The 20,131-nt window shown below is 38.3% G+C and carries 23 protein-coding genes and 1 tRNA gene; 18 read left to right on the top strand and 6 right to left on the bottom strand.

Annotated elements, in window-relative coordinates; genetic code table 11:
- Positions 1-15: 15 nt before the first annotated feature.
- The 4 genes from gcvT to V4596_12835 all read left to right on the top strand — a co-directional run bounded on the left by gcvT (position 16) and on the right by V4596_12835 (position 2,267).
- Positions 16-1,095 carry a glycine cleavage system aminomethyltransferase GcvT gene (gene gcvT / locus V4596_12820; protein MES2770020.1) on the top strand — a complete coding sequence of 360 codons (1,080 nt, stop codon included), beginning with the start codon at positions 16-18 and terminating at the stop codon, positions 1,093-1,095.
- Between the two features lie 43 nt (positions 1,096-1,138).
- On the top strand, positions 1,139-1,528 hold the full coding sequence (gene gcvH, locus V4596_12825; protein MES2770021.1) for a glycine cleavage system protein GcvH: 390 nt from the start codon (positions 1,139-1,141) through the stop codon (positions 1,526-1,528).
- Between the two features lie 122 nt (positions 1,529-1,650).
- Positions 1,651-1,734 (top strand) — tRNA-Leu (locus tag V4596_12830).
- Positions 1,735-1,799: 65 nt separating this feature from the next.
- Positions 1,800-2,267, top strand: coding sequence for a GNAT family N-acetyltransferase (locus tag V4596_12835; GenBank protein ID MES2770022.1), 468 nt, complete (start codon positions 1,800-1,802; stop codon positions 2,265-2,267).
- Positions 2,268-2,392: 125 nt separating this feature from the next.
- Here V4596_12835 and V4596_12840 read toward each other — a convergent pair whose 3' ends face one another.
- On the bottom strand, positions 2,393-2,731 hold the full coding sequence (locus V4596_12840; GenBank protein ID MES2770023.1) for a DUF4406 domain-containing protein: 339 nt from the start codon (positions 2,729-2,731) through the stop codon (positions 2,393-2,395).
- A 143-nt stretch (positions 2,732-2,874) separates the two neighbouring features.
- Here V4596_12840 and V4596_12845 point away from each other — a divergent pair, with 143 nt between their 5' ends.
- Complete coding sequence (locus V4596_12845) at positions 2,875-3,693, top strand: transporter substrate-binding domain-containing protein (protein ID MES2770024.1); 819 nt, start codon at positions 2,875-2,877, stop codon at positions 3,691-3,693.
- Positions 3,690-4,916 (top strand): cation:dicarboxylase symporter family transporter, encoded by a 1,227-nt coding sequence (locus V4596_12850; protein ID MES2770025.1) that lies wholly within the window; start codon positions 3,690-3,692, stop codon positions 4,914-4,916. Before V4596_12845 ends, V4596_12850 begins: the two co-directional genes overlap by 4 nt.
- Before the next feature lie 39 nt (positions 4,917-4,955).
- On the opposite strand, the gene V4596_12855 is transcribed toward V4596_12850, so the two are convergent.
- Positions 4,956-5,822, bottom strand: coding sequence for a trypsin-like serine protease (locus V4596_12855; GenBank protein ID MES2770026.1), 867 nt, complete (start codon positions 5,820-5,822; stop codon positions 4,956-4,958).
- Between the two features lie 191 nt (positions 5,823-6,013).
- Here V4596_12855 and V4596_12860 point away from each other — a divergent pair, with 191 nt between their 5' ends.
- Complete coding sequence (locus V4596_12860) at positions 6,014-7,264, top strand: penicillin-binding transpeptidase domain-containing protein (protein MES2770027.1); 1,251 nt, start codon at positions 6,014-6,016, stop codon at positions 7,262-7,264.
- Between the two features lie 49 nt (positions 7,265-7,313).
- Here V4596_12860 and V4596_12865 read toward each other — a convergent pair whose 3' ends face one another.
- Positions 7,314-8,657 carry an OmpA family protein gene (locus V4596_12865; protein MES2770028.1) on the bottom strand — a complete coding sequence of 448 codons (1,344 nt, stop codon included), beginning with the start codon at positions 8,655-8,657 and terminating at the stop codon, positions 7,314-7,316.
- Positions 8,658-8,942: 285 nt separating this feature from the next.
- On the opposite strand from V4596_12865, the gene V4596_12870 reads away from it, so the two are divergent.
- Together V4596_12870 and V4596_12875 are read left to right on the top strand one after the other, a co-directional pair.
- Positions 8,943-9,851, top strand: coding sequence for an SAM-dependent methyltransferase (locus V4596_12870; GenBank protein ID MES2770029.1), 909 nt, complete (start codon positions 8,943-8,945; stop codon positions 9,849-9,851).
- 13 nt (positions 9,852-9,864) lie between these two features.
- On the top strand, positions 9,865-10,425 hold the full coding sequence (locus tag V4596_12875) for a hypothetical protein (protein ID MES2770030.1): 561 nt from the start codon (positions 9,865-9,867) through the stop codon (positions 10,423-10,425).
- Positions 10,426-10,444: 19 nt separating this feature from the next.
- Here V4596_12875 and V4596_12880 read toward each other — a convergent pair whose 3' ends face one another.
- Entirely contained in the window at positions 10,445-10,930 is a 486-nt protein-coding gene (locus V4596_12880) for a DUF2231 domain-containing protein (GenBank protein ID MES2770031.1), read from the bottom strand.
- 9 nt (positions 10,931-10,939) lie between these two features.
- On the bottom strand, positions 10,940-11,242 hold the full coding sequence (locus tag V4596_12885) for a hypothetical protein (protein MES2770032.1): 303 nt from the start codon (positions 11,240-11,242) through the stop codon (positions 10,940-10,942).
- Positions 11,243-11,374: 132 nt separating this feature from the next.
- Here V4596_12885 and pstS point away from each other — a divergent pair, with 132 nt between their 5' ends.
- From pstS to V4596_12920, 7 genes are all read left to right on the top strand, one after another.
- Positions 11,375-12,385, top strand: coding sequence for a phosphate ABC transporter substrate-binding protein PstS (gene pstS, locus V4596_12890; protein MES2770033.1), 1,011 nt, complete (start codon positions 11,375-11,377; stop codon positions 12,383-12,385).
- 52 nt (positions 12,386-12,437) lie between these two features.
- Entirely contained in the window at positions 12,438-13,373 is a 936-nt protein-coding gene (gene pstC, locus V4596_12895; GenBank protein ID MES2770034.1) for a phosphate ABC transporter permease subunit PstC, read from the top strand.
- A complete protein-coding gene (gene pstA / locus V4596_12900) occupies positions 13,370-14,230 on the top strand; it encodes a phosphate ABC transporter permease PstA (GenBank protein ID MES2770035.1) in 861 nt (286 codons plus the stop codon). Before pstC ends, pstA begins: the two co-directional genes overlap by 4 nt.
- 10 nt (positions 14,231-14,240) lie before the next feature.
- Positions 14,241-15,008 carry a phosphate ABC transporter ATP-binding protein PstB gene (gene pstB / locus V4596_12905; protein ID MES2770036.1) on the top strand — a complete coding sequence of 256 codons (768 nt, stop codon included), beginning with the start codon at positions 14,241-14,243 and terminating at the stop codon, positions 15,006-15,008.
- A 25-nt stretch (positions 15,009-15,033) separates the two neighbouring features.
- The gene (phoU, locus tag V4596_12910; protein ID MES2770037.1) at positions 15,034-15,693 is read left to right on the top strand and encodes a phosphate signaling complex protein PhoU; all 660 of its coding nucleotides are present in this window, start codon (positions 15,034-15,036) and stop codon (positions 15,691-15,693) included.
- 10 nt (positions 15,694-15,703) lie between these two features.
- Complete coding sequence (locus V4596_12915) at positions 15,704-15,883, top strand: hypothetical protein (protein ID MES2770038.1); 180 nt, start codon at positions 15,704-15,706, stop codon at positions 15,881-15,883.
- Between the two features lie 285 nt (positions 15,884-16,168).
- On the top strand, positions 16,169-17,548 hold the full coding sequence (locus tag V4596_12920) for a hypothetical protein (GenBank protein MES2770039.1): 1,380 nt from the start codon (positions 16,169-16,171) through the stop codon (positions 17,546-17,548).
- Here the strand turns inward: V4596_12920 and V4596_12925 are convergent.
- A complete protein-coding gene (locus V4596_12925) occupies positions 17,545-17,928 on the bottom strand; it encodes a hypothetical protein (protein MES2770040.1) in 384 nt (127 codons plus the stop codon). The genes V4596_12920 and V4596_12925 overlap by 4 nt on opposite strands.
- 205 nt (positions 17,929-18,133) lie before the next feature.
- Between V4596_12925 and V4596_12930 the strand changes: the two genes are divergently transcribed.
- Both V4596_12930 and V4596_12935 read left to right on the top strand, forming a co-directional pair.
- Positions 18,134-18,946 carry a TIGR02147 family protein gene (locus tag V4596_12930; GenBank protein MES2770041.1) on the top strand — a complete coding sequence of 271 codons (813 nt, stop codon included), beginning with the start codon at positions 18,134-18,136 and terminating at the stop codon, positions 18,944-18,946.
- On the top strand, positions 18,943-20,058 hold the full coding sequence (locus tag V4596_12935; GenBank protein ID MES2770042.1) for a hypothetical protein: 1,116 nt from the start codon (positions 18,943-18,945) through the stop codon (positions 20,056-20,058). Before V4596_12930 ends, V4596_12935 begins: the two co-directional genes overlap by 4 nt.
- Positions 20,059-20,131: the final 73 nt, after the last annotated feature.

Raw genomic sequence — 20,131 nt, forward strand, 5'->3', positions numbered from 1 at the left:
CGGTAAATGATGTCTATAAAAAGAACTCCACTCTATGAAGAGCACTTAAAACTAAATGCAAGAATGGTCGATTTCGCAGGCTGGGAAATGCCCGTGCAGTATTTGGGCTTAAGAGAAGAGCATGACAATGTGAGAACAAATGTCGGCCTTTTTGATGTCTCTCACATGGGAGAGGTTTTTATTAGAGGCGAGAATGCACTTAAAACCCTTCAATGGATTACAACTAACGACGTAGCAAAACTTAAAAAAGGCCAAGCCCAGTATTCTATTCTGACAAATCCTACGGGCGGCATCGTCGATGATATTTTCGTTTATTGTCTTGAGGAAAATAAAGAATATCTCGTGTGTGTCAATGCATCGAATGTTGAAAAAGATTTTGAGTGGATGAAGAAAAATAACAAAGGTGCGGAGATCACAAACGAGAGTTCAAAGTGGTCACAGATCGCGGTTCAAGGTCCAAAAGCCTTTGGTCTTTTAGAAAAAATCTTTCCCAAAGTTTCAGAACTACAAAAAAACCAATGTGAATATTTCTCATTTAACGGATCAAAAGTTTTGATCGCAGCAACGGGTTATACTGGCGAACAAGGCGTAGAGATTTTTGTTCCAAACGAAAAAGCCGCAGCGTTGTGGTCCGAGTTAGTGAAAAAAGGTGAAGAATTTGGCGTTCAAGCTATCGGCTTGGGTGCAAGAGATACACTCAGAACTGAAATGAAATACTCGCTTTATGGAAATGAGATCACGGATCTTACAAATCCGATCGAAGCGGGGCTCGGCTGGGTTGTAAAATTAGACAAAGGCGACTTCATTGGCCGTGAACCCATCCAAAAAATGAAAGAAAATGGCCCAAAAAGAAAGCTCATTGGCTTTAAAATGCTCGATCGAGGTATTCCAAGACATGATTACAAGCTCTTATCCCTTGATGGTGAAGAAGTGGGCATCGTGACAAGCGGCACCATGTCACCAACCCTTGATGAAGCGGTCGGAATTGGGTATCTAAGAGAAGACTTAAGCAAGATTGGTTCCGAATTTTTTGTTGAAATTCGTGGTCGAAAAACTAAAGCACAAGTGGTACAAACACCATTCGTTAAAAAATAGTCAAATAAAGTAAAAGCATTAATTCGCATTAGCGGGAGAAACTATGAAGTACAACGTTCCAGAAGAATACTATTACACAAAAGATCACGAGTGGGCTCAAGTGGACGAGAATATCGTTACCGTTGGGATCACAGACTATGCTCAATCAAATTTGGGTGAAGTTGTTTACGTTGAACTTCCTGAAGAAGGCCAAAAAGTAACACAGAACGAACCCTTTGGTGTTGTTGAAAGTGTAAAAGCTGTAAGTGACTTATTTTCTCCTGTGACTGGAACAGTTATCGAAGTGAATAACGGTCTTACGGAAGATCCTGGGCATCTTAATGATGATCCCATGGAAGAAGGCTGGCTCATTAGAATCGAAATGGATTCTGAAAGAGAATTAGCAAACCTTATGAAGGCCGTGGACTACAAAGCTTTGATTGCCAAAAAGTAGTGCCGATTTCAGTGCTCGCTGTTGCGAGCACTAAGCAACAAATTACTTGCCTAGTAAGCATGGGTTGCTTATAAATACTTTTCTTTCCTTATTCCAGTGGTCGCCATCAGCGACCGCTATGCGCCCGGGTGGTGGAATGGCAGACACGCTAGACTTAGGATCTAGTGCCGAAAGGTGTGCAGGTTCAAGTCCTGTCCCGGGTACCACTTAAAAATCCTTGGAGATTTTTATATAATTCAAGATCAAAAATTAAAGCTATAGAGATTTTAAAATGTCTAAATCAATCGAACCCCAGTTCCGAATTGCCACGCAAAACGACCTTCCGCAGATTTTGCATTTGTTAGCAGATGATGAATTAGGAAGGACCCGCGAAGCGCAATCTGAAACGGTAGGACCTGAATATCAAATGGCGTTCACGGAAATCGAATCAGACGCTAATAACGAACTAATCGTTGGAATACAAGGTAGTGAAGTCATTGCCGTTCTTCAGATTACCTATATTCCAAATCTTACGCTTAAGGGAACGAAACGAGCTCAAATTGAGGGAGTCAGAGTATCCTCGAAAATTCGAGGGCAAGGTGTTGGGCAAAAGTTATTTAACTATGCCATTCAGCGAGCGCGAAATCGAGGCTGCAAACTTGCGCAGCTTACCACGAACAAGTCCCGCAACGACGCCATTCGATTTTACGAAAATCTAGGATTTGTTATCACGCACGAAGGAATGAAACTTCAACTCTGATTAAAATCCCTCCTAAAGTAACCAAATTGAAATCAACAAACCTCCGTAGATCGATACGCAGGTTTTGTTTTTCGACGTATTTGAAAGATCTCGTTATTATAAACTCATGTACTAAGGTTGGTGAATTAATCTAAGTTTGGAATGTCTTCTAAAGAATAGAAAACTTTGCCGCCTATGCTTTTAACAAGCTCAACTTCCTGATCTGCACCCGCAGAGTCCCCACCGATTCTTAGAATTGCGTCACAACGTTTTGCTAGCCCCAACGAAAGCGGCATCATAATTGATCTGTATTCACTCTCGCCAGCTTCAGCTATAATCGGTAAAGCCATATTGACTCCAATAATTGGAGTATGTCCTTTCCGAAGTACAGAAAGTGCAGCACGATTCAATAAAGATAAATTCTTATGCCATTGATTTGGGTCATCAGTGTTTGATTTGTAAGGTCCTGCAATCATGATTAACATGCGACTATTTGTACATTGGTCTCCCTGAAGGGTCAACAGAGGCCGTGAGCTTTGAGACAGACCAAGGGCTAGTCGTCAGGTAATACTAATAATTTAGTCGAGCCCGTATACAAATCTAACTCCAATCAGCCGATTTTATATTAGTGAAAACACTCGGAAAATATTTATTACTCATTGCGTTTCTGATTCTAATCGTGAATAGAGGAGCGTACGCAGAAGTTCCGCCCGAAATAAAAAAAATATTGAAGCGGGGAGAATTGGTCGTTGCCATGTATGACCAAGACATTCCGCCTTACTTTGAAAACAAAAACAAAACCCTTTCTGGTCTCGACGTTGATTTGTGTGAAGCTCTCGCAAAGTCTTTGGGAGTTAAACTGAAAATAAAATTGATTCCAAAAGCGGATCAATACTCTGACATTCTAAAACAGTTAGATGATAAAAATGTAGATCTCGTGGCCGCCGCACTCTATCCTTCTTTGGATCGATCCAAAGAAGTTCGTTTTACAGAATCCTACGACACTGTAGACTTTTTGTTTCTCCTGAATAGAAAAACTTTGGCAAAAGAAAATTTAAAAGTACAAAAAATCCAAGATCTCAATAAGAAAAGTGTGAACCTTACGACATTCACAACTTCCATTTTTGATCCCATTCAAACATTGTTACCTATGGCAAGCATCACCAGATCTGAAAAAAGAGAAGTTGTTCATGGTGCATGCGTTAAAGACGGAAACCATGGCTGTTACATCGATGAATTGGATTACTTGAGATGGAAAAAGAAAGATCCAGCTGTAGGTCTTTTGTTGGACAAATTAAAAACCAGTTATAAACGCCCAGTCTCTCTGGCGGTCCATTGGAAGAATCAACACCTTTCATATTGGGTCGATCAAGCTATAAAATCATACAAGTCCGATGGAACTCTGGACGCCATATTTAAAAAGCACAACTGGAGATTGGTAGAATGAAATGGAGTAAATTCCTATCCAATCCATTGGCTCTTGCGATCGCATCTCTTTTGGGTGTTCTTGTTGGTGTATTAAAGCCCGGTTTTTTCAAAAATTGGATGTGGGCTGAGGAAATCGTGTTTGGCCTTATTCAAATGACAGTTCTTCCAATCATATTGGTTTCGCTACTGCTCTCAGTAATAAGGCTTTTTAGCTCTCAGCTCAGTACGCGGGTGATCTTTAAAATTATTATAGCATTCATTGGTCCACTTTTCTTAGTCGCGGCATTATCTGGATTCTACGCAAATATTTTTGGACCATCGCAATCCGAGAGAGAACGCTTGCAGGTAGAACTTGGCAGTTCCTTAGAAGAATCCGCACAAAAAGCCCCTCAGTCCATTGAGGATAAAAAAGTAGAATATATACCTACAAATATTTTCCAGGCACTGGCAAGTGGAAACCTGGTTGGATTGCTGACGTTTATTTTTCTCTTTGGTGCTGCTATAGGATTAAATGTTGTGTATTCAAGTTCGACGCTGATTAAAATTTTGGAATCAGCAAATGAAGCTCTTTTGAGGATGTTCAATTGGTTTCTAACTTTCTTGGCGGTTGCCATTATGATTTCTATCAGTAAAACTATCGAGCAGGTTGGAGTTGAATTGCTTTCAGATTTAAGAAGTTTCTTCGTGTGTTTCTTAAGCTGGGTTATAATTTTTATTTTTGGAATGCTCGCCTATGCAAAATCTCTTTCTAATATGAATTTTGTAGAATTTTGGAAGAGTATTGAGAAATCCTTATCCGTATCATTTTTCTCAGGAAGTAGCTCAAGTGCCCTGCCTTCACTTATGGAGAGCTTAAAAGAAAAATTCAAGGTGGACACTTGGGTCGTGGATTTGATTGCGCCACTTTCATTATCAGCTTTCAAGTTAGGCTCAGTTGCACTACTAGCGATGTTGTCAGTTCTACTTTGTCAGCTGTTTGATATCGAGCTTTCTATTTCTAGTTTCTTTATTATCGTTCTTGCCTCTGTCCTGCAATCCATTTGTGGGGGCGGCGAGGGAGCGGCAGCAGTTATGGTATTGGCATTTATGTTGCGACCTCTGGGATTGTCAGAAGAAATTTTAGTCATGCTATTTGTTGCATTAAGACCCGTGCTGAGTTTTGCTGTGGCCATTATGAATACAGCTAGCTCTTTGGCAATCATCCTCAGTGCTGGAAGATGGCTCCCAAGAAAAGAAATCTAAGATACTGTGAATATCTATTTAGCGATTTTAAAAAAATTATTAATTTTCTAATTTATTTAGAGCTTTTGAAAAAAATTTGATTGCTTCTATAGAAGACAAAGCTACTGCCGTATTCATAATGGCGTAATCTTCTCCATATTCAGTTTCACACTTTGTTTCAAGAGTGCTGAGAACAGCAGTAACTTGTCCGTTATCAAAAACTGGGGCGCCAGAGTCGCCAATGTCTCCAATGGGATCCAAGTATTGAGAGATTATGGCAAATCTTTTTTCGCCGGTTCTCCAAATTTTACTTTTACCCAATCTCAAATCATTTGGTTGAGGGTCTGAGAAGGGAATACTTACTTCAAATGAGCTTGCTGTCATTCCATAACCTAGGAACTCTATAGAATCTCCTGCGGAATGGATTTTCTGAAAATTAATTTGTGCCCAAGTCCGAAAAGTTTTGTTCGGAAACTTTAATAAAGCCAAATCTGGTGTTTTTGTAAGTACCATAGGTTTTTCGCCAGGTGAGCATCCAGGTGTAGTCTTTCCGTGTTTATTCTGCTCATCTTTAATTTTTTGTAAATCCTCAGGAATAAACTCTGTGTAAGATTGCAGTACTGAAATGATTTCTTCTGTTTTATTTTCTTTGAAACGGTGGAGAACAATAGTATTATTTTTTTCTTCATTAAAATTCCCTGTTACACAATGCCCGGCTGTTAACACCAGTGAATCAGAAATAGCAGTTCCCGTGCAACGACCATTATCAACTTGATCTAAAAGCGAATCTTTATCTTTATAAAGTATAAGTCGCACAACTTCAGGTCTTTGAGAGTTTAAAAGTTCTTTTCCATTCACAATAGCTTGTGATTTTTGAGCGCATAGAACCGCAATTGCAAATACGATTACAAAAAATTGATAGAGCATTTCCCCTTACCCCACGCGCTTACCCCAGCGCATGAGTGAGAGAGTCACTCTTTGAGGAACAAATCACAATACAAATAAAATAAAGGTAAATTTATTTACGGTTTCAAAGGTCTAGTATAAGTGAAAGAATTACGAGGTATTAATGATTATTTGGGGTTGCTTTTATATTTAAAAAAAGTCAAAATTATTATATGCAAATCAACCTGACTCGCACTCGTGTATTTACAATTGTGTTGTTTTCTTTTTTGATCGCCATTTCTGGATGGATGTTTATTAAGAAAGACTCTAATTTTGATATGTCAAAGCAAAGACTTCAAAGTATTCAGCATGTTAGAGCGCAGATCCGCGACCAAATTTCGCCTTTTATCAAAAAAAATGAAGTTACGCCGCACGTGTATTTTGAAAAATTTGGCGCCTTTGAAAAGACAGACGTTCAATATACGTTCAATCCAACTCTACAAAATCAAGCGAACAAACTTTTAAGACAATACAAACCAGATTATGCATCCATCGTAGCGATTGATGCAAAAACAGGCAGAGTACTGGCCCTGGCAAATTATCTCAAAGAAGATACAACTCCGGGAAATCTTGCGATTAAGGCAACGTTTCCCGCAGCTTCTATTTTTAAAATTATTCCAGCGTCGGTGGCTTTGGACAAATACATGTTAGAAGCCAATCTTTTGCTTCCATTCAATGGATCTTCGCACACGCTCTACAGAAAAAATGTAATGTCAGACACGATCAATAGATGGACCAGATCGATTTCTTTGAAGCAAGCGTTTGCTCAATCGGTAAATACTTTTTTTGCAAGATTAGCGCTTAAGAAAATGCAACCTGATGATTTAAAAGAATACGCAGCCAAATTCCAATTCAATACACCGATTGTTACAGATTTTCCAATCGACATGAGTACGGCGGTGATTCCAAATGAAAAAGGTTATGAACTTGCGGAAGTGGCATCAGGGTTCAACAAAACAAACACGTTATCTCCAGTGCAAGGTGCAATGATGGCGGCAGCGATTGCTGATGATGGAATCATGAGAAATCCTTACATCGTAGATTCATTAACAAATGAAGCGGGTGAAATGGTTTATCATGGAGAGTCTGTAGAACTCGCAAGAGCTCTCACTCCTGAAGGCGCAGAAAAAATGCGTGAACTTATGCAAGCGACCATCATTCAAGGCACAAGTAGGAAGTCATTCCGTCCTCTAGTTAAAAACAATCAATTCGTTGCTCTCGAGCTTGGTGGAAAAACAGGATCACTCACTGGTGATGAGCCGAAGGGCAAAGTGGATTGGTTTGTGGGTTACGCGATTCATGGTGACCAAAAAATTGCAATCGCAGCAATCACAGTCAATAAAAAATACTGGACAGTAAAATCGGCATTCCTTGCTCAGAGTATTATTAAGAATCACTTCAAAGAAGATGTTGCGGCTAGGTAACTAGGGAAGATCGTCGCCCGTCAAATGAGACAGGCGACAGCTCTACACTTTAAAGTGGCGAGATAAGAATATCTACTCTTCGATTTTGAGCTCTACCTTGTGGTGTTTTGTTAGTCGTAATGGGTTTTTCATCTGCAAAACCTGAGGATCTTACATCCGATTCATTTACCGCGCTATTTTGAACCAAATAATTTTTAACAGCCTCTGCTCTCTTTTCAGAAAGACGAGCATTAACATCTTTTGATCCTAGGGCATCAGTATGACCTTCGACTTCAATTTCAGAACTACCCAAAGATTTAATCACAGATTGAACTTTTGTCATCAGAGGATAGCTAGCCGCAGTTAAATCTGCTTGCCCACTTGGAAACTTCAATCCTTTAAGACGGATTAAAAGCTTATCTCCATCTCTAAATACTTCAGCCTCATTTGTTGAAAATTGTGATTTGGCATTTTTTAGTTTTTCATCCAATGCCACCTGATCTGAAAGCTGTGAACTTTCAGCAGAAACTACAGCCAATGCGGATGTTGTTGCACCGAGTTCGCTTTTAGTTGAATCTAGCTCACCAGAGAGTTCTCTTTGAGCACTCTGTTCTGCTTCCATTTCGAGAGCCAATTGCTCTAAAGTTTTGTTTTTATTGATTTTTGATTCTCTTGTGATTCTCAAGGCCCGCTCCGACTCTTTGGTCGCAAGAGTTGCCATTCGATCAATTCCAGTAGCATCTTGTCTATTGGAAGTAATAAATAGATCGGCATCCTTCATTCTTTTTTGCGCTAAGGCCAGAGTTTTAGGAGCAACTTTTTTTGCGCCTTCTCTTTCTGCCGCACTAAGATTTGCACTTGCTGTTCCAAGTTTATCTCCTTTGATGGCAGATAGTTCTACGCTCATATATTCATTTAGTAAATCTTTTCTGTCTTCTAGATCAACACTGAAATCTCCATCTTCAAAGTCTTTACCAAATTTTTTAAGTTCATGATCAGCATCGTTCAAAAGGTCTTTGGCGTGAGTCGCAGCTTTTGCTTCTAAAGCTCTTGCTCTCATATCAACAATGTCAGGAATATTATCGGCTCCTCTTTCAGCCGTATCATTGGCCTTAAGTAACCATGCATTGCCGATGGCTACTTCTTTTAGTATTTCTTTATTCCCATCGTTAGCACTACGAGCCTCTTTGGCTTCCCTAAGATGTTTTTCTGCTTTTTTGTAGTTGTTGGGCGAGAGGACATTCACTTGGTCAGTTTGTGCTTTTTCTATATTTCTTTGAAGAGCGTTAATCTCTTCAGAGGGATTAGCTGTCGATGAAAACTCTTGCACGGGTGGAGTGGTTGAGCAGGCAGCTAAAAATAAAAAGGACATAAAGAGTCCTAGTATTCCTTTGTTCTGTGAGCGTTGTAACATAATCTTTCTCCTGTGGTTTCACTAAGATGTTCTTAGTAATTAATTAGTTTGTTAAAATCAGCATTGTCGTGGCAAGAAAGACCAATAAAAGTGAGATCTTTAAAAATATCATCATAGAATTACCCTCCTTCCAAAATCGACGGTCATAAAAAAAATAATAACATCGTGATGTGTTTTAAGGTGTCTAGTTACTTACATAAAATCTAGAAGAGCCCTTTAAGTATTATTTATTGTGTAGTTGCTAACACACTTGTAAAAATCGTTTCTCTAAAATATGTTTAGCATATGTCTGATACGCCTCTTCATCTTTATGTTGCTCACTCTGACTTCAAGAAAGAACTTTTGAAAGAGATAAAATCCACAAAAATGGATTTCGAAAATTATTTGATCAGTGAAAATAAGATTGAAGACTCTATCTGGGCACAAGACATTTGGTTTGATCTAAAAGAAATAAAATTTGAATCCATTTCTCAAGCGGTTAAAGAACTCAAAAAAAATCACTCACATTGGGCTTCAGACTCTTTGAGTCATCATCGCAGGGCAAAACTCATTCAGGAGCAGTTGAATTTTTATAAACATCCATCTCTAGAATTCATGGGCAATTTACCTAAGCAAAAATTTGGTAGATGGTTAATGGTGAATGAAAATACGATCTGGGCCTCAAAAGATTGTAGATCACCAATTCCTTTTGGAAAAATTGAATTCAACGAAGATAAAAAAATTCCTCCATCTCGAGCCTACTTAAAACTATGGGAAGTGTTTACTATCCATGGCGCGATTCCAAGGAAGAACTCTCGATGCATTGATCTTGGAAGTTGTCCCGGCGGATGGTCATGGGTGCTTTCGCAACTTGGCTGTGATGTGATCAGCGTGGATAAAGCTCCCTTAGATCCAAAGATTGCTAAGATTAAAAACATTCAATTTCTAAAAAAAGACGCCTTTAAACTTAAGCCCGAAGAGGTCGGAAAAATCGACTGGTTGTTTTCTGATATTATTTGTGAGCCGGCGAGGCTTTTTGAACTGGTTCAGGTATGGAAAAATTCCGGGGTTAAGAACTTTGTCTGCACTATAAAATTTAAAGGAAAAACCGATTTTGAGGTTGTAGAGCGCTTTAAAAAGATCTCAGGTGCGAGACTCCTTCATCTTTATCACAACAAACATGAAATCACTTGGATTTTGACTGAAAAAGAGTAAGTTCTCCGGTCTTATGAAAAACTTATTTTTAGCACTATTAGTCGTCTTTTCTGTTCAATCTGTATTTGCTCAAATTGTTTCCAAAGAAGCTTGGAAGCCTGAGGGTTTTTCAAAACTCAGCGCTTTTGAGCAGACAATTATTTCTAAACTCTCACCTGTCGATCAAAAAAATAAAATTTTTGTTCAGCTATTATTGGACACTGGTGTTTTTAAATCCTGTGGATTGGGCACAACATTGAGGCATGATAAATTATTTATTTCTGTGATTGATAAAAAAACAGCGATGCGATATTCTTATGTTTTGGATTTTAATAGAGCACTAGTGAATCAAGACGTTTTCGTGGGCGAAGCAGGTGTGCAGATACATGTTTTGGTTTTTGATCAAGCAATCCAAAATTTATCGGGTGAGTTGTTTGAAGAAACTGTTTTTATGTATTTCTTTTTTGATAAAGAAGGACAATTGGTTCAGATGGTTATAAAAGCTACGAAAAATTCCGGAGTGGGTTTGCCAATAATTTCGAAATTCCCAGAGAGCACTCAAGGGGCATACGAAGTTAATTGCGAAGCAAGGTAATCATTCAAAACCTTTGCGCCTAAAAACCTTTACACTCTAACCCAGGATTATAAACTCCGGCGCCCTGCTGGTAGGTGAGAGTGGCTCCTAAGTGTGAAGTGTAAGCTAAACTTGCAGTGCCGCTTAAAACCAAAATCAAATTTAAAGCCACAAAGAATTTAGTGTATTTCAAAAGTAATGTTTCACTCAAAATATGGAATAAAATAAAAGCCGTAAACATATAAGCAACATAATAAGAAAAGTCCTCATGATTTAGGCGAATTTCCGGGTCACACAACATGGGGCCCACAACGTCTTCAGCGAGCGAACCTGTAAAGATAGAAATCCAAGCTGTCGTGGTACCAATAACAATCAATAAAAATGAAAATTTTCTTAGAGACTTAAAGTAATCATGTTTTAGAAAAATGCTTAACACATAAAAAACAGAACCTACAATAAGTAGAGCGATAGGGAAATGCACAGAAAGAGGGTGGAGGAGTTCACTCCTCCACATCGATGGCAGCATGAATAAACCTTATTTTACTGTCTCAGCTAAGATTTCAACTTTAACTGGGTCTAATCTTCTACCTACTTTTTTTGCATCCACTTTTACTTTTTGATCTACTTTTAGAGCATCAAATGCAGCTGGGGCACCGTTTTGAACTAATTCAGTGTTTTCTTGGAAGTAAAATTCGTGTTTTTTACCTTCAGCCATGACATAAATTTCTTTTTTTGCAGGAACAACTTTCGAAATAGTTCCTTCAACTGTAGTTATATCTACAGCGAATGCTGAAGAGCTAAGTAACGCAATTGCTAACGATAGAATCATTTCTTTCATGTGGTACTCCTAATGAATGCCCAAAAATCTAAGTCTTCGGTGCGGTTTTAAAAACAAAACAAAGCTAACACAAGTCTAACGGGAATAAAAATGAAAATATGGATATAGTTTTCCATACAAATTGGAGGATATATGAACAAATTTTTGGTGTCGTTTTTCATTATGGTTTCATTTACAGCGGTAGCGTCAGCTGCTCAATTGATCAATGGCGCAGGTGCAACGTTCCCTTATCCTCTTTATTCAAAGTGGTTTAGTGAATACAATAAACAAAATCCAAATGTAAAAATCAATTATCAATCGGTTGGAAGTGGTGCGGGCATTAAGCAGTTACTTGCAAAAACGGTAGACTTTGGTGCCTCTGACGCTCCCATGAAAGATGATGAATTAAAATCAGCAGGTGCTCCCGTCGTTCATATTCCAACAGTTCTGGGTGCAGTAGTGGTGAGTTACAATATTCCAGGAGTTTCAACTTCGATCAATTTATCACCAACTCTAGTTTCAGATATCTTTATGGGAAAAATAAAAAAATGGAACGATCCAAAAATTGCTGCTGAAAATGCAGGAGTGAAATTCCCAGATACAGCAGTAACGCCAGTTTATCGTTCCGATGGTAGTGGAACAACTTCAGTATTTACGGACTATCTAGCAAAAGTTTCTCCGGAATGGTCAGAAAAAGTAGGTGCTGGAAAAGCCGTGAAATGGCCCACAGGTCTTGGTGGAAAAGGAAATGAAGGCGTAGCGGGTGTATTGAAACAAACTCCTGGAAGCGTGGGTTATGTTGAGCAAGTTTATGCCGTCACAAATAAACTACCAGTGGCTTCGATTAAAAATGCTGCTGGAAAATATGTTCAACCTTCTTTTGAGTCTGTGTCTGCCGCTGCAGAAGGCGCATTAAAGACTATGCCTGCTGACTATAGAGTTTCAATTACCAATGCTGCGGGTGCGACTTCATATCCTATCGCTGCGTTCACGTACATTCTTGTGTATAAGAAAATGAATGCCACGACAGGGAAAGACTTCGTTCAATTCTTAAAATGGTCCATGGGCCAAGGACAATCTTTTGCAAAAGATTTGGCTTATGCACCTCTCCCTAAATCTCTAGTCACAAAAGTCGAAGCAACTATTTCTCAATTGGAGTTCTAAGATATATCAGATAAGATTCCTCTATAACTTTCGAGGGAACGTATAGAGATCGATGGCAAAAAAAAGAAAAGACTTACATATTGGTGATAAGGCTTTTTATTGGATCCTAAAGGTCATGGCCTTTGGGATCATTTTGCTTTTGCTTGCGTTCTTCGTGCTGCTTTTCAAGATGTCATGGCCGGTGCTTTCTAAAGTTGGTCCTTCTTTTTTTTGGTTCAATGATTGGAATCCCGTAACAGAAGAGTACGGAGCGCTTCCATTTATCTTTGGAACAATCGCAACTTCGTTGATAGCTTTATTCCTCGCAGTCCCTATCAGTTTGGGAGCAGCACTTTTAATTACAGAGATTGCCGATGGTGGAGTCAGAAAAATTTTAGGATTCTTAGTTGAAATGCTGGCCGCCATTCCCAGTGTCGTTTACGGGTTGTGGGGACTCTTTGTCGTAGTTCCTTTTTTAAGAGAAACGGTTCAGCCATTTTTATCTAAGTACTTTGGAGTTCTTCCCATATTTGAGGGCGCTCCGTTGGGCGTAGGATTGATGGCCTCAGGTATTGTGCTAGCGATTATGATTACTCCGACAATCGCCACAATCTCTAGAGAAATATTTTTAACAATTCCAAAAGTTTATAAAGAAGGTGCGTTGGCGTTGGGTGCTACAAGATGGGAAATGATTAGGCTTTCTATTTTAAAAAGTTCTGTATCAGGAATTTTGGGTGCTTCTATTTTAGGATTGGGTCGCGCTCTTGGAGAGACTATGGCTGTAGCTATGGTGATAGGAAATAGAGCGGAGATATCAGCTTCATTGTTTAGTCCAGCCCAGAGCATGGCAAGTTTGATTGCAAACGAATACGCCGAAGCGTCTGGTGATATGCACTTGGCCTCACTTACGGCAATTGGTTTTGGTTTGTTGATCGTTTCATTTTTTATGAACTCTACTGCTCGAATTATTGTTTGGCGAGTAGAGCGTAAGTACAAGGGGACGAGATGAGAGAAAAGCTGAAGAGTGTCCTCAGTGTTAATGATTTTAGGAGAAAAGTAATTAACGTCACGATGATCTCTTTGATTGTGATTTCTTCTCTTATTGCCATTTTTCCACTTATGAGTGTTTTTGTCTTTGTTTTTCAAAAAGGATTTTCAACATTATCCCTTAACTTCTTCACAAGTTTACCAGCTCCCGTTGGTGAAATGGGTGGAGGGATGGCGCAAAGTTTATTGGGAAGTGCAATGCTGATTGGTCTTGCGAGTCTCATTGGTGTCCCTTGGGGAATTGCCTCTGGGATTTATATTACCGAATATGGCCACGGGAAGAGTGCTTGGTTCTTGAGATTTTCAAATGATCTTCTTATGGGAATTCCCTCCATTGTAGTGGGTCTCTTTACGTATTCATTCATTGTGGCGCCGATGAAAGGGTTTTCGTTGTTAGCAGGAAGTATTGCGCTTGGGATTATTATGATTCCAATTGTTTCCAGATCCACCGAAGAAATTCTAAAAACTGTACCGCAACATATTCGCGAAGCGGGTCTCGCTCTTGGTATTTCTAGATACCGCGTGATCTTAAATATTATTTTGCGTGGAAGTTGGGGCGGAATTTTAACGGGAGTTATTCTGAGTGTGGCGAGAATCAGCGGGGAGACTGCGCCTCTTCTCTTTACATCATTTAATAATCAATATTGGTCAGGATCGTTGACTCAGCCGATCTCTTCGTTGCCTGTACAGATTTACACTTACGCGATCAGTCCCTTTGAAGATTGGCAGAAACAAGCCTGGGCGGGAGCCTTGGTTTTAATTTTATTTATTTTTACGATCAATGTTACTGTGAGATTTATTTTTAGAAAAAATAAGTAGAGGATATTTTATGGAAAAGTCGGAAGAACTTTTATCGGTCAGAAATTTGAATGCCTGGTTTGATAATTTTCACGCCGTGAAGAACATCAATTTGTCGGTGCAAAAGAATGATATTTTGGCTTTGATCGGGCCATCAGGTTGTGGAAAATCGACTTTCATTCGTTGTATCAATAGACTTCACGAAGAAGTACCAAAAGCGAGAGTTTCTGGCGAAGTTTTCATTCAGGGTGAAAATATTTACGACAGTGGCACGGATCCGGTGAAAGTCAGAAGACAAGTGGGAATGGTATTTCAAAAACCAAATCCATTTCCAGGATTAACAATTTTTGAAAATGTTGCTATTGGATTAAAGCTTTCTGGAATTAAAAGAAAATCCATTTTAAGTGAAATTGTAGAAAAATCTCTTAAGCAAGCAGCCATCTGGGAAGAAGTTAAGGATAAGCTCAATCAACCTGGAACGAGTTTGTCTGGCGGACAGCAACAAAGACTTTGCATTGCGAGAGCGTTGGCCGTAAGCCCTCCAATTTTATTGATGGATGAACCTACGAGTGCTCTAGATCCAATTTCTACGGCGAGAATTGAAGATCTTTTGCAGGAATTAAAAAAGCATGTCACAATCGTTATTGTGACTCACAATATGCAACAGGCATCGAGAGTCTCATCAAAGACCGCATTCTTTCTGATGGGTGACCTCGTAGAATTCGGTGATACGAGTTTGATATTTACAAAACCTAAAGTAACAAAAACAGAAGAATATATTACCGGTCGATTCGGTTGATTATAAAAATGTAAGGTGAATTAAAATGGTAGAAGAATTAAAAAACTTACAGCAACTTAAGAACTTTTTAGCATCCATGGGTGGATACGTTGAGGAATCTTTAAAGCAAGCCACTCAAGCCCTGATTGATAGAAATCCCAACAATCACGAAAATGTTGAAAAGATTGAACAAAAAATCAATGAGTGCCATCTTCAAGTGGATCAAACTTGCATGAACTTACTAGCAAAGCTTTCTCCATTCGCTTCGGATCTGAGGCTTATACTTGCTTGTTATAAAATGAATAATGACCTTGAGAGAATGGGCGATCATGCAAGGAACATTTCAAGAGGCACGAGCCAATACTTATCTAAAAAAGAAATTCCGCACGAAAAGGACTTCTTGCAGCTCATCAACGAAACTCGAAGCATGGTGAAAGAGTCTTTGGATAGCTTTGTGAATAAAGACATAGAAAAAGCCAAAGAAGTTTTACTCAGAGATGATATCGTCGACGAATTAAAAAATACTCTGACGATTCAGATGAAAGAACTCATGAAGAAAGATCCCGACTATGTGGAGTCTGCATTGGACTTTATTCTATTTGCTAGAAATCTAGAGCGTATTGGCGATCTAGCCACCAATATAGCTGAGGAAGTGATCTTTATCACTTCAGGGGATGACGTGAGGCACGGTGGGTTCTTGAAGTAGCTCACCGTCTATGAAAAAACAAGAATACAATATCCCTCAAAAGGGAGCGGTAAAAAAATTACGAGAAGTTTATAATGAGCAACTGAAAAGAAAACCTTCAGATACTCTTATAGAAATCTTACGAGAACCTTCCGCTCGCCTTGGGTGCATAGTTGATACAAGTATTTTATTTTCTGCTAACAGGGTATAATAGAAGAATGGATGCTGATGAAGACAAATGCGAACTTAACGAATTACCTTAGTTTTATATAAGTCTTGTATTAAATTGATACAAGACTTTCATTCACTCAATACAATCCTCTAAAGGGTTATAGTAAACTTGGCGATCTTCTTAGCTTCTGACCATCTTAAAATTCAATCGAGTAGACCTAACTCTATACAAAAAAGTACTGTTTTTGCCGAATAAAGAAGAATGATGCGAACGTTTTTTACTCTAATTACAATATTTTGCCTTAATTTTATTAACCATCTAAGTATGGCCAATTCTCTTGTAATATGTACGGCTTCTAGTTCCGGATCTAACGCAAATATTGGCGTAATTGAAGAAGTTATTAAAAAATCTTTAATTCAAAATATTCACAGTTTATGTAATAAGACCGCGTTGGGCGCTACCAAATCTTTCAAAGATGTACCAAGGTTAATGGGCACTACTATAACAGATGAAACTATTGTTGGTAACGCGTGGCTAAGTTCACTTATTCCAGATATTGAACACAAAGAAGGTCTCTTTAAAGAATGCACAAAAAGACAATATTGTTATAATGCATATACGAGTACAATTCCGAAAATACGTAAATACATTCAAGGCGATATACCCCCAGAGGTAGTAAAACGGCTTAGCGGACAGGGATATACCCTAGAGGAAATAGCTTCAAAAAAGAGTTCACATTTAGATTTAAAATTCGTATCGAATGAATTAGTTAGAAGAGCTGTTTGCTCAGGTGTTACTATTCTTAACAACTCCGATTGCGCCGCGGGGCTTGGAAAAATTTTAGAATACGCCGCTCCTAACGACTCAGAGATAACAGGATTATCCAGCTATAAAGAGGTGCTCTCTAATCCAAAATATCTTAAAGGCACTCAGCGAGCCGCCTTATTGATTTTAGATAGATTTGAAAAGAATAAAGTTTCTGGATCAAATTTGTTTGATGATATTTTTCAGTCTTTCAAAAAAGAAGGAATGTCTTCAAAGGATGCCGACAATGCCACATGGGAAATCTTAGCTATTGTAGCAAGCGGTGGCCCTAATACATCGATTCGTTTGCGGTCATTTAAAGTTTCAGAAGAACAAAAACCATTGAAATGGGCACTCAGCGCTATAGCACTTGCGCTTCCAAAGCTAGATTTTATATCAGCAAAATCAGGCCACCCTTATAGTATGCCCCCAAATATTACCACCACTTGTGACATTGGAAAACCTTATCATTTTTGGATGACGGCGTATCTTGCGCGTAAATTAACTAAAGAAGGACTATCTCCGATGGGAAGCGCTAGTGCTGCGTACCTTGCGCAAAAAGGTTACGAAGTAAAATCAACTACGACTGGGCGCGATCCTAATAGGGTCTTTACTCAGGATTCGTTTGGTGACTGGAATAATGTCTTACGAGTAGACACAGCTTTTTCATCAGCTGCGGCAGTTTTTGGTGCAAATCATGCACAAGGAAAAATACCACGAATGAATATTGATGAAGGTTTAAAAAAAATTATTATGGCTGGATCGATCCAGCCAAAACTTTCAAATGAAGAAGCTCAAAAACTTTGGAATGGCTCAGGAAGAAGTGCTTATGATCGCTGGAACAAAATCATCAACTCAGACAGTGGATTCGAATATCATCTAAAAAGTCTTGTTAATTAAGGCTTTTTAGTTTTTCTCAACTGAGATGTTAATTGAGCATCTGATATTATGAAAGCTCCGCCATTCATAACAATAGCTAACTTACTTGCTTCATTATGGCAGATCAAAGTAGATTGAACTCGGAATTCACGAAGTGATTTTTGTTCTTTGAAGTGTCTAACCAATTGAATTACAAAGTCCGGTCCGCAAGCTGCGGTAGTTAGATATGTTTGTTTTGAACTCTCTATCGTTAAATCTATCCTATTCATTTGGCTTAATCGAACAACATAAGCCTGTTCTTCGCTACTTAAATGAATAGCTTGGTTCTCATATTGAGCTTTTGTATTAAGAGGAGATAATGACATTAAAAGACCCAATGTAAACAATTTATACAGCTTCATAGATTTCTCCTGAAAGAGAGTTGTTTTAAAACGTTATATATCTTCGTGTGCAATTTACATGCTAGAAATAGACTATATTTTTGAGCGGTAACTTCCCTGCCGCCCTCCCGGAAATCATATAAAAATTGGATGGTTCAATATTTTGAAACACATTGGTTCAAAATATATATTCAAATGATTTCATCGTCAGTATAACGACTGACATATGAAAAACCAAATTGTAGAGAAACAATATTCAGAGAAACAGTATCCTAATTTCACATCGTTCTTAAAGAGTGAATTGGCAAGAAGATGCGCTAAGAATCCGGCATATTCTCTAAGGGCTTTTTCAAAGCTTTTGGGAGTCAGTCACGCTGCCTTGTCACAAGTGATGTCGGGAAAACGTCCACTCACTCTAAAGTCACAAAGACAAATGGCTTTAGCTCTGGCTTTATCGCCCGAGCAATTCATTAATTTTCAAATGTCCAAGGACATTACTTTTGAAGAGCAGTTCCAAACATTGAATATAGAGAAATATGATATTTTGGCAGATTGGACTCATGATGCAATTCTAGAGCTCACAAATTTAAGATCCTTTAAGCCGGATCCCAAGTGGATTGCCTTGGTTTTAGATATCAGTGTTCATGAAGTGAATGCAGCCGTAGACAAACTTGTACGCAATAAACTCTTAAAAATTGAAAAGACCAAGTGGACGGATCTCAGTGTGAACAACACCGTAAACCATTTGGGTGATTTTACAAATCCTGCGCTTAGAAAATATCAAAAGGATCTTTTAGAAAAGTCCATTGATGTCCTTGAATCCCTTCCTCGGGAAGAAAGAGATCACACATCATTGATGTTGAATTTCTCAGCCAAAAATATTCAAGAAGCTAAAGATATGATTAAAGAATTTAGAACACAGTTTTCCGTAAAATCGAAATTAAAAAGTAAAAATGCTGACGAGGTTTTTGCTTTGAGTATTTCGTTTTTTCCAATTTCAAAAATTAAAAGCTTAAAAAATAAAAAGGAGCAAAAATGAAAAAATTATTAATGATAGCGATTATTGGATTTTCGATAAATTCCTATGCGGATAAAGATCGTGGCGGCGGCGGTGGATTTTTATATCCAGATGGTCGCGTGGAGTTGTTGGATCTCGTAGAGGCTAGAACTCCTAAAAATCAAGGTGGTTTGACGGAAGAAGGATTAGAAATTCCTGAATCTAATAATTCGCTTGAAGAACAATTGGATACAGCATTGCTTCGGCTTAAATCTTACTTGGATCGTCGATTACAGAAAGATTTCTATCTTAATGTTGTAAGTAATTTGGATAAAGCAAAGCAGATCATGAGGCCGATTGCCAACACTGTGGAATTATTTTTTCCAGATGATGCCAATTTAAAGTTCAAGCCTAAGAACACTAAGGAAGTGGGCGTAGCACTATGGGATACAGATTTTTCAGGAAAAGAAACGCTTTGGATTGATTACAATTATTATAATAAAATGAACAATACTCATAAGGCAGCTCTACTTTTGCACGAAGCTCTTTATAAGACTTTCAGAGAGTTTGGAGATAATTCTTCAAAGAGATCCAGAAGAATTGTAGGATATTTGTTTTCTACTAAAGATCAACCCCAGCCTGGGATAGATGTTTCTGATGATCGCATTAAAATTAAAATTAATTATTTGTCAGGAATTCAGTGTGAAGGACGAATTGAAATTGAAACAAAAGAAAAACAGACTTTAAATTTTGTCTCTAGAGAAAATTCTAGCTTTGAGGCTATTGTTAAATACAGCGAAATAAAAAAAGATACGAAATACTATGCTGCTCTTCGAATGACATCTTATCGTTATGAAAGAAGTAAAAATGCTCCTATTATAAATGACGAATATATGATGCCTTGTGAATTTCAGATTGAATATATCCATGTTGGTTCAAATGCAATAATGTTAAGTTTTAAGCATACAAACAAAAAAATTACTCGTCTCCGACCTGGAAAATATGCTTACGTGAAGGGCGAAGATGGAAAAATGAAAAAAGTAGTTAATGATCGCGGTGAACTTGATTGGACTCACAGCTTTGTTGCTTCTTATGATTTAAACTATCCAATATTTTCTGAATATCCTGTCGCTGAAATGAACTTACCGGAATAATCAAAATTAAAAAATGGATAAGAGCATCCTCCAATAAGTGATGCTCAGTATAAAATGGATTTGTATAAACAGA

It is taken from the genome of Bdellovibrionota bacterium (genome assembly GCA_040386775.1).
GTDB lineage: Bacteria > Bdellovibrionota > Bdellovibrionia > Bdellovibrionales > JAEYZS01 > JAEYZS01.

Bases quoted from the DNA above. Each gene is read 5' to 3' on its own strand.
- gcvH (MES2770021.1), top strand. From the start codon at position 1,139: ATGAAGTACAACGTTCCAGAAGAATACTATTACACAAAAGATCACGAG.
- V4596_12835 (MES2770022.1), top strand. From the start codon at position 1,800: ATGTCTAAATCAATCGAACCCCAGTTCCGAATTGCCACGCAAAACGAC.
- V4596_12840 (MES2770023.1), bottom strand. From the start codon at position 2,731: ATGTTAATCATGATTGCAGGACCTTACAAATCAAACACTGATGACCCA.
- V4596_12850 (MES2770025.1), top strand. From the start codon at position 3,690: ATGAAATGGAGTAAATTCCTATCCAATCCATTGGCTCTTGCGATCGCA.
- V4596_12855 (MES2770026.1), bottom strand. From the start codon at position 5,822: ATGCTCTATCAATTTTTTGTAATCGTATTTGCAATTGCGGTTCTATGC.
- V4596_12860 (MES2770027.1), top strand. From the start codon at position 6,014: ATGCAAATCAACCTGACTCGCACTCGTGTATTTACAATTGTGTTGTTT.
- V4596_12865 (MES2770028.1), bottom strand. From the start codon at position 8,657: ATGTTACAACGCTCACAGAACAAAGGAATACTAGGACTCTTTATGTCC.
- V4596_12870 (MES2770029.1), top strand. From the start codon at position 8,943: ATGTCTGATACGCCTCTTCATCTTTATGTTGCTCACTCTGACTTCAAG.
- V4596_12875 (MES2770030.1), top strand. From the start codon at position 9,865: ATGAAAAACTTATTTTTAGCACTATTAGTCGTCTTTTCTGTTCAATCT.
- V4596_12880 (MES2770031.1), bottom strand. From the start codon at position 10,930: ATGCTGCCATCGATGTGGAGGAGTGAACTCCTCCACCCTCTTTCTGTG.
- V4596_12885 (MES2770032.1), bottom strand. From the start codon at position 11,242: ATGAAAGAAATGATTCTATCGTTAGCAATTGCGTTACTTAGCTCTTCA.
- pstS (MES2770033.1), top strand. From the start codon at position 11,375: ATGAACAAATTTTTGGTGTCGTTTTTCATTATGGTTTCATTTACAGCG.
- pstC (MES2770034.1), top strand. From the start codon at position 12,438: ATGGCAAAAAAAAGAAAAGACTTACATATTGGTGATAAGGCTTTTTAT.
- pstA (MES2770035.1), top strand. From the start codon at position 13,370: ATGAGAGAAAAGCTGAAGAGTGTCCTCAGTGTTAATGATTTTAGGAGA.
- pstB (MES2770036.1), top strand. From the start codon at position 14,241: ATGGAAAAGTCGGAAGAACTTTTATCGGTCAGAAATTTGAATGCCTGG.
- phoU (MES2770037.1), top strand. From the start codon at position 15,034: ATGGTAGAAGAATTAAAAAACTTACAGCAACTTAAGAACTTTTTAGCA.
- V4596_12915 (MES2770038.1), top strand. From the start codon at position 15,704: ATGAAAAAACAAGAATACAATATCCCTCAAAAGGGAGCGGTAAAAAAA.
- V4596_12920 (MES2770039.1), top strand. From the start codon at position 16,169: ATGGCCAATTCTCTTGTAATATGTACGGCTTCTAGTTCCGGATCTAAC.
- V4596_12925 (MES2770040.1), bottom strand. From the start codon at position 17,928: ATGAAGCTGTATAAATTGTTTACATTGGGTCTTTTAATGTCATTATCT.
- V4596_12930 (MES2770041.1), top strand. From the start codon at position 18,134: ATGAAAAACCAAATTGTAGAGAAACAATATTCAGAGAAACAGTATCCT.
- V4596_12935 (MES2770042.1), top strand. From the start codon at position 18,943: ATGAAAAAATTATTAATGATAGCGATTATTGGATTTTCGATAAATTCC.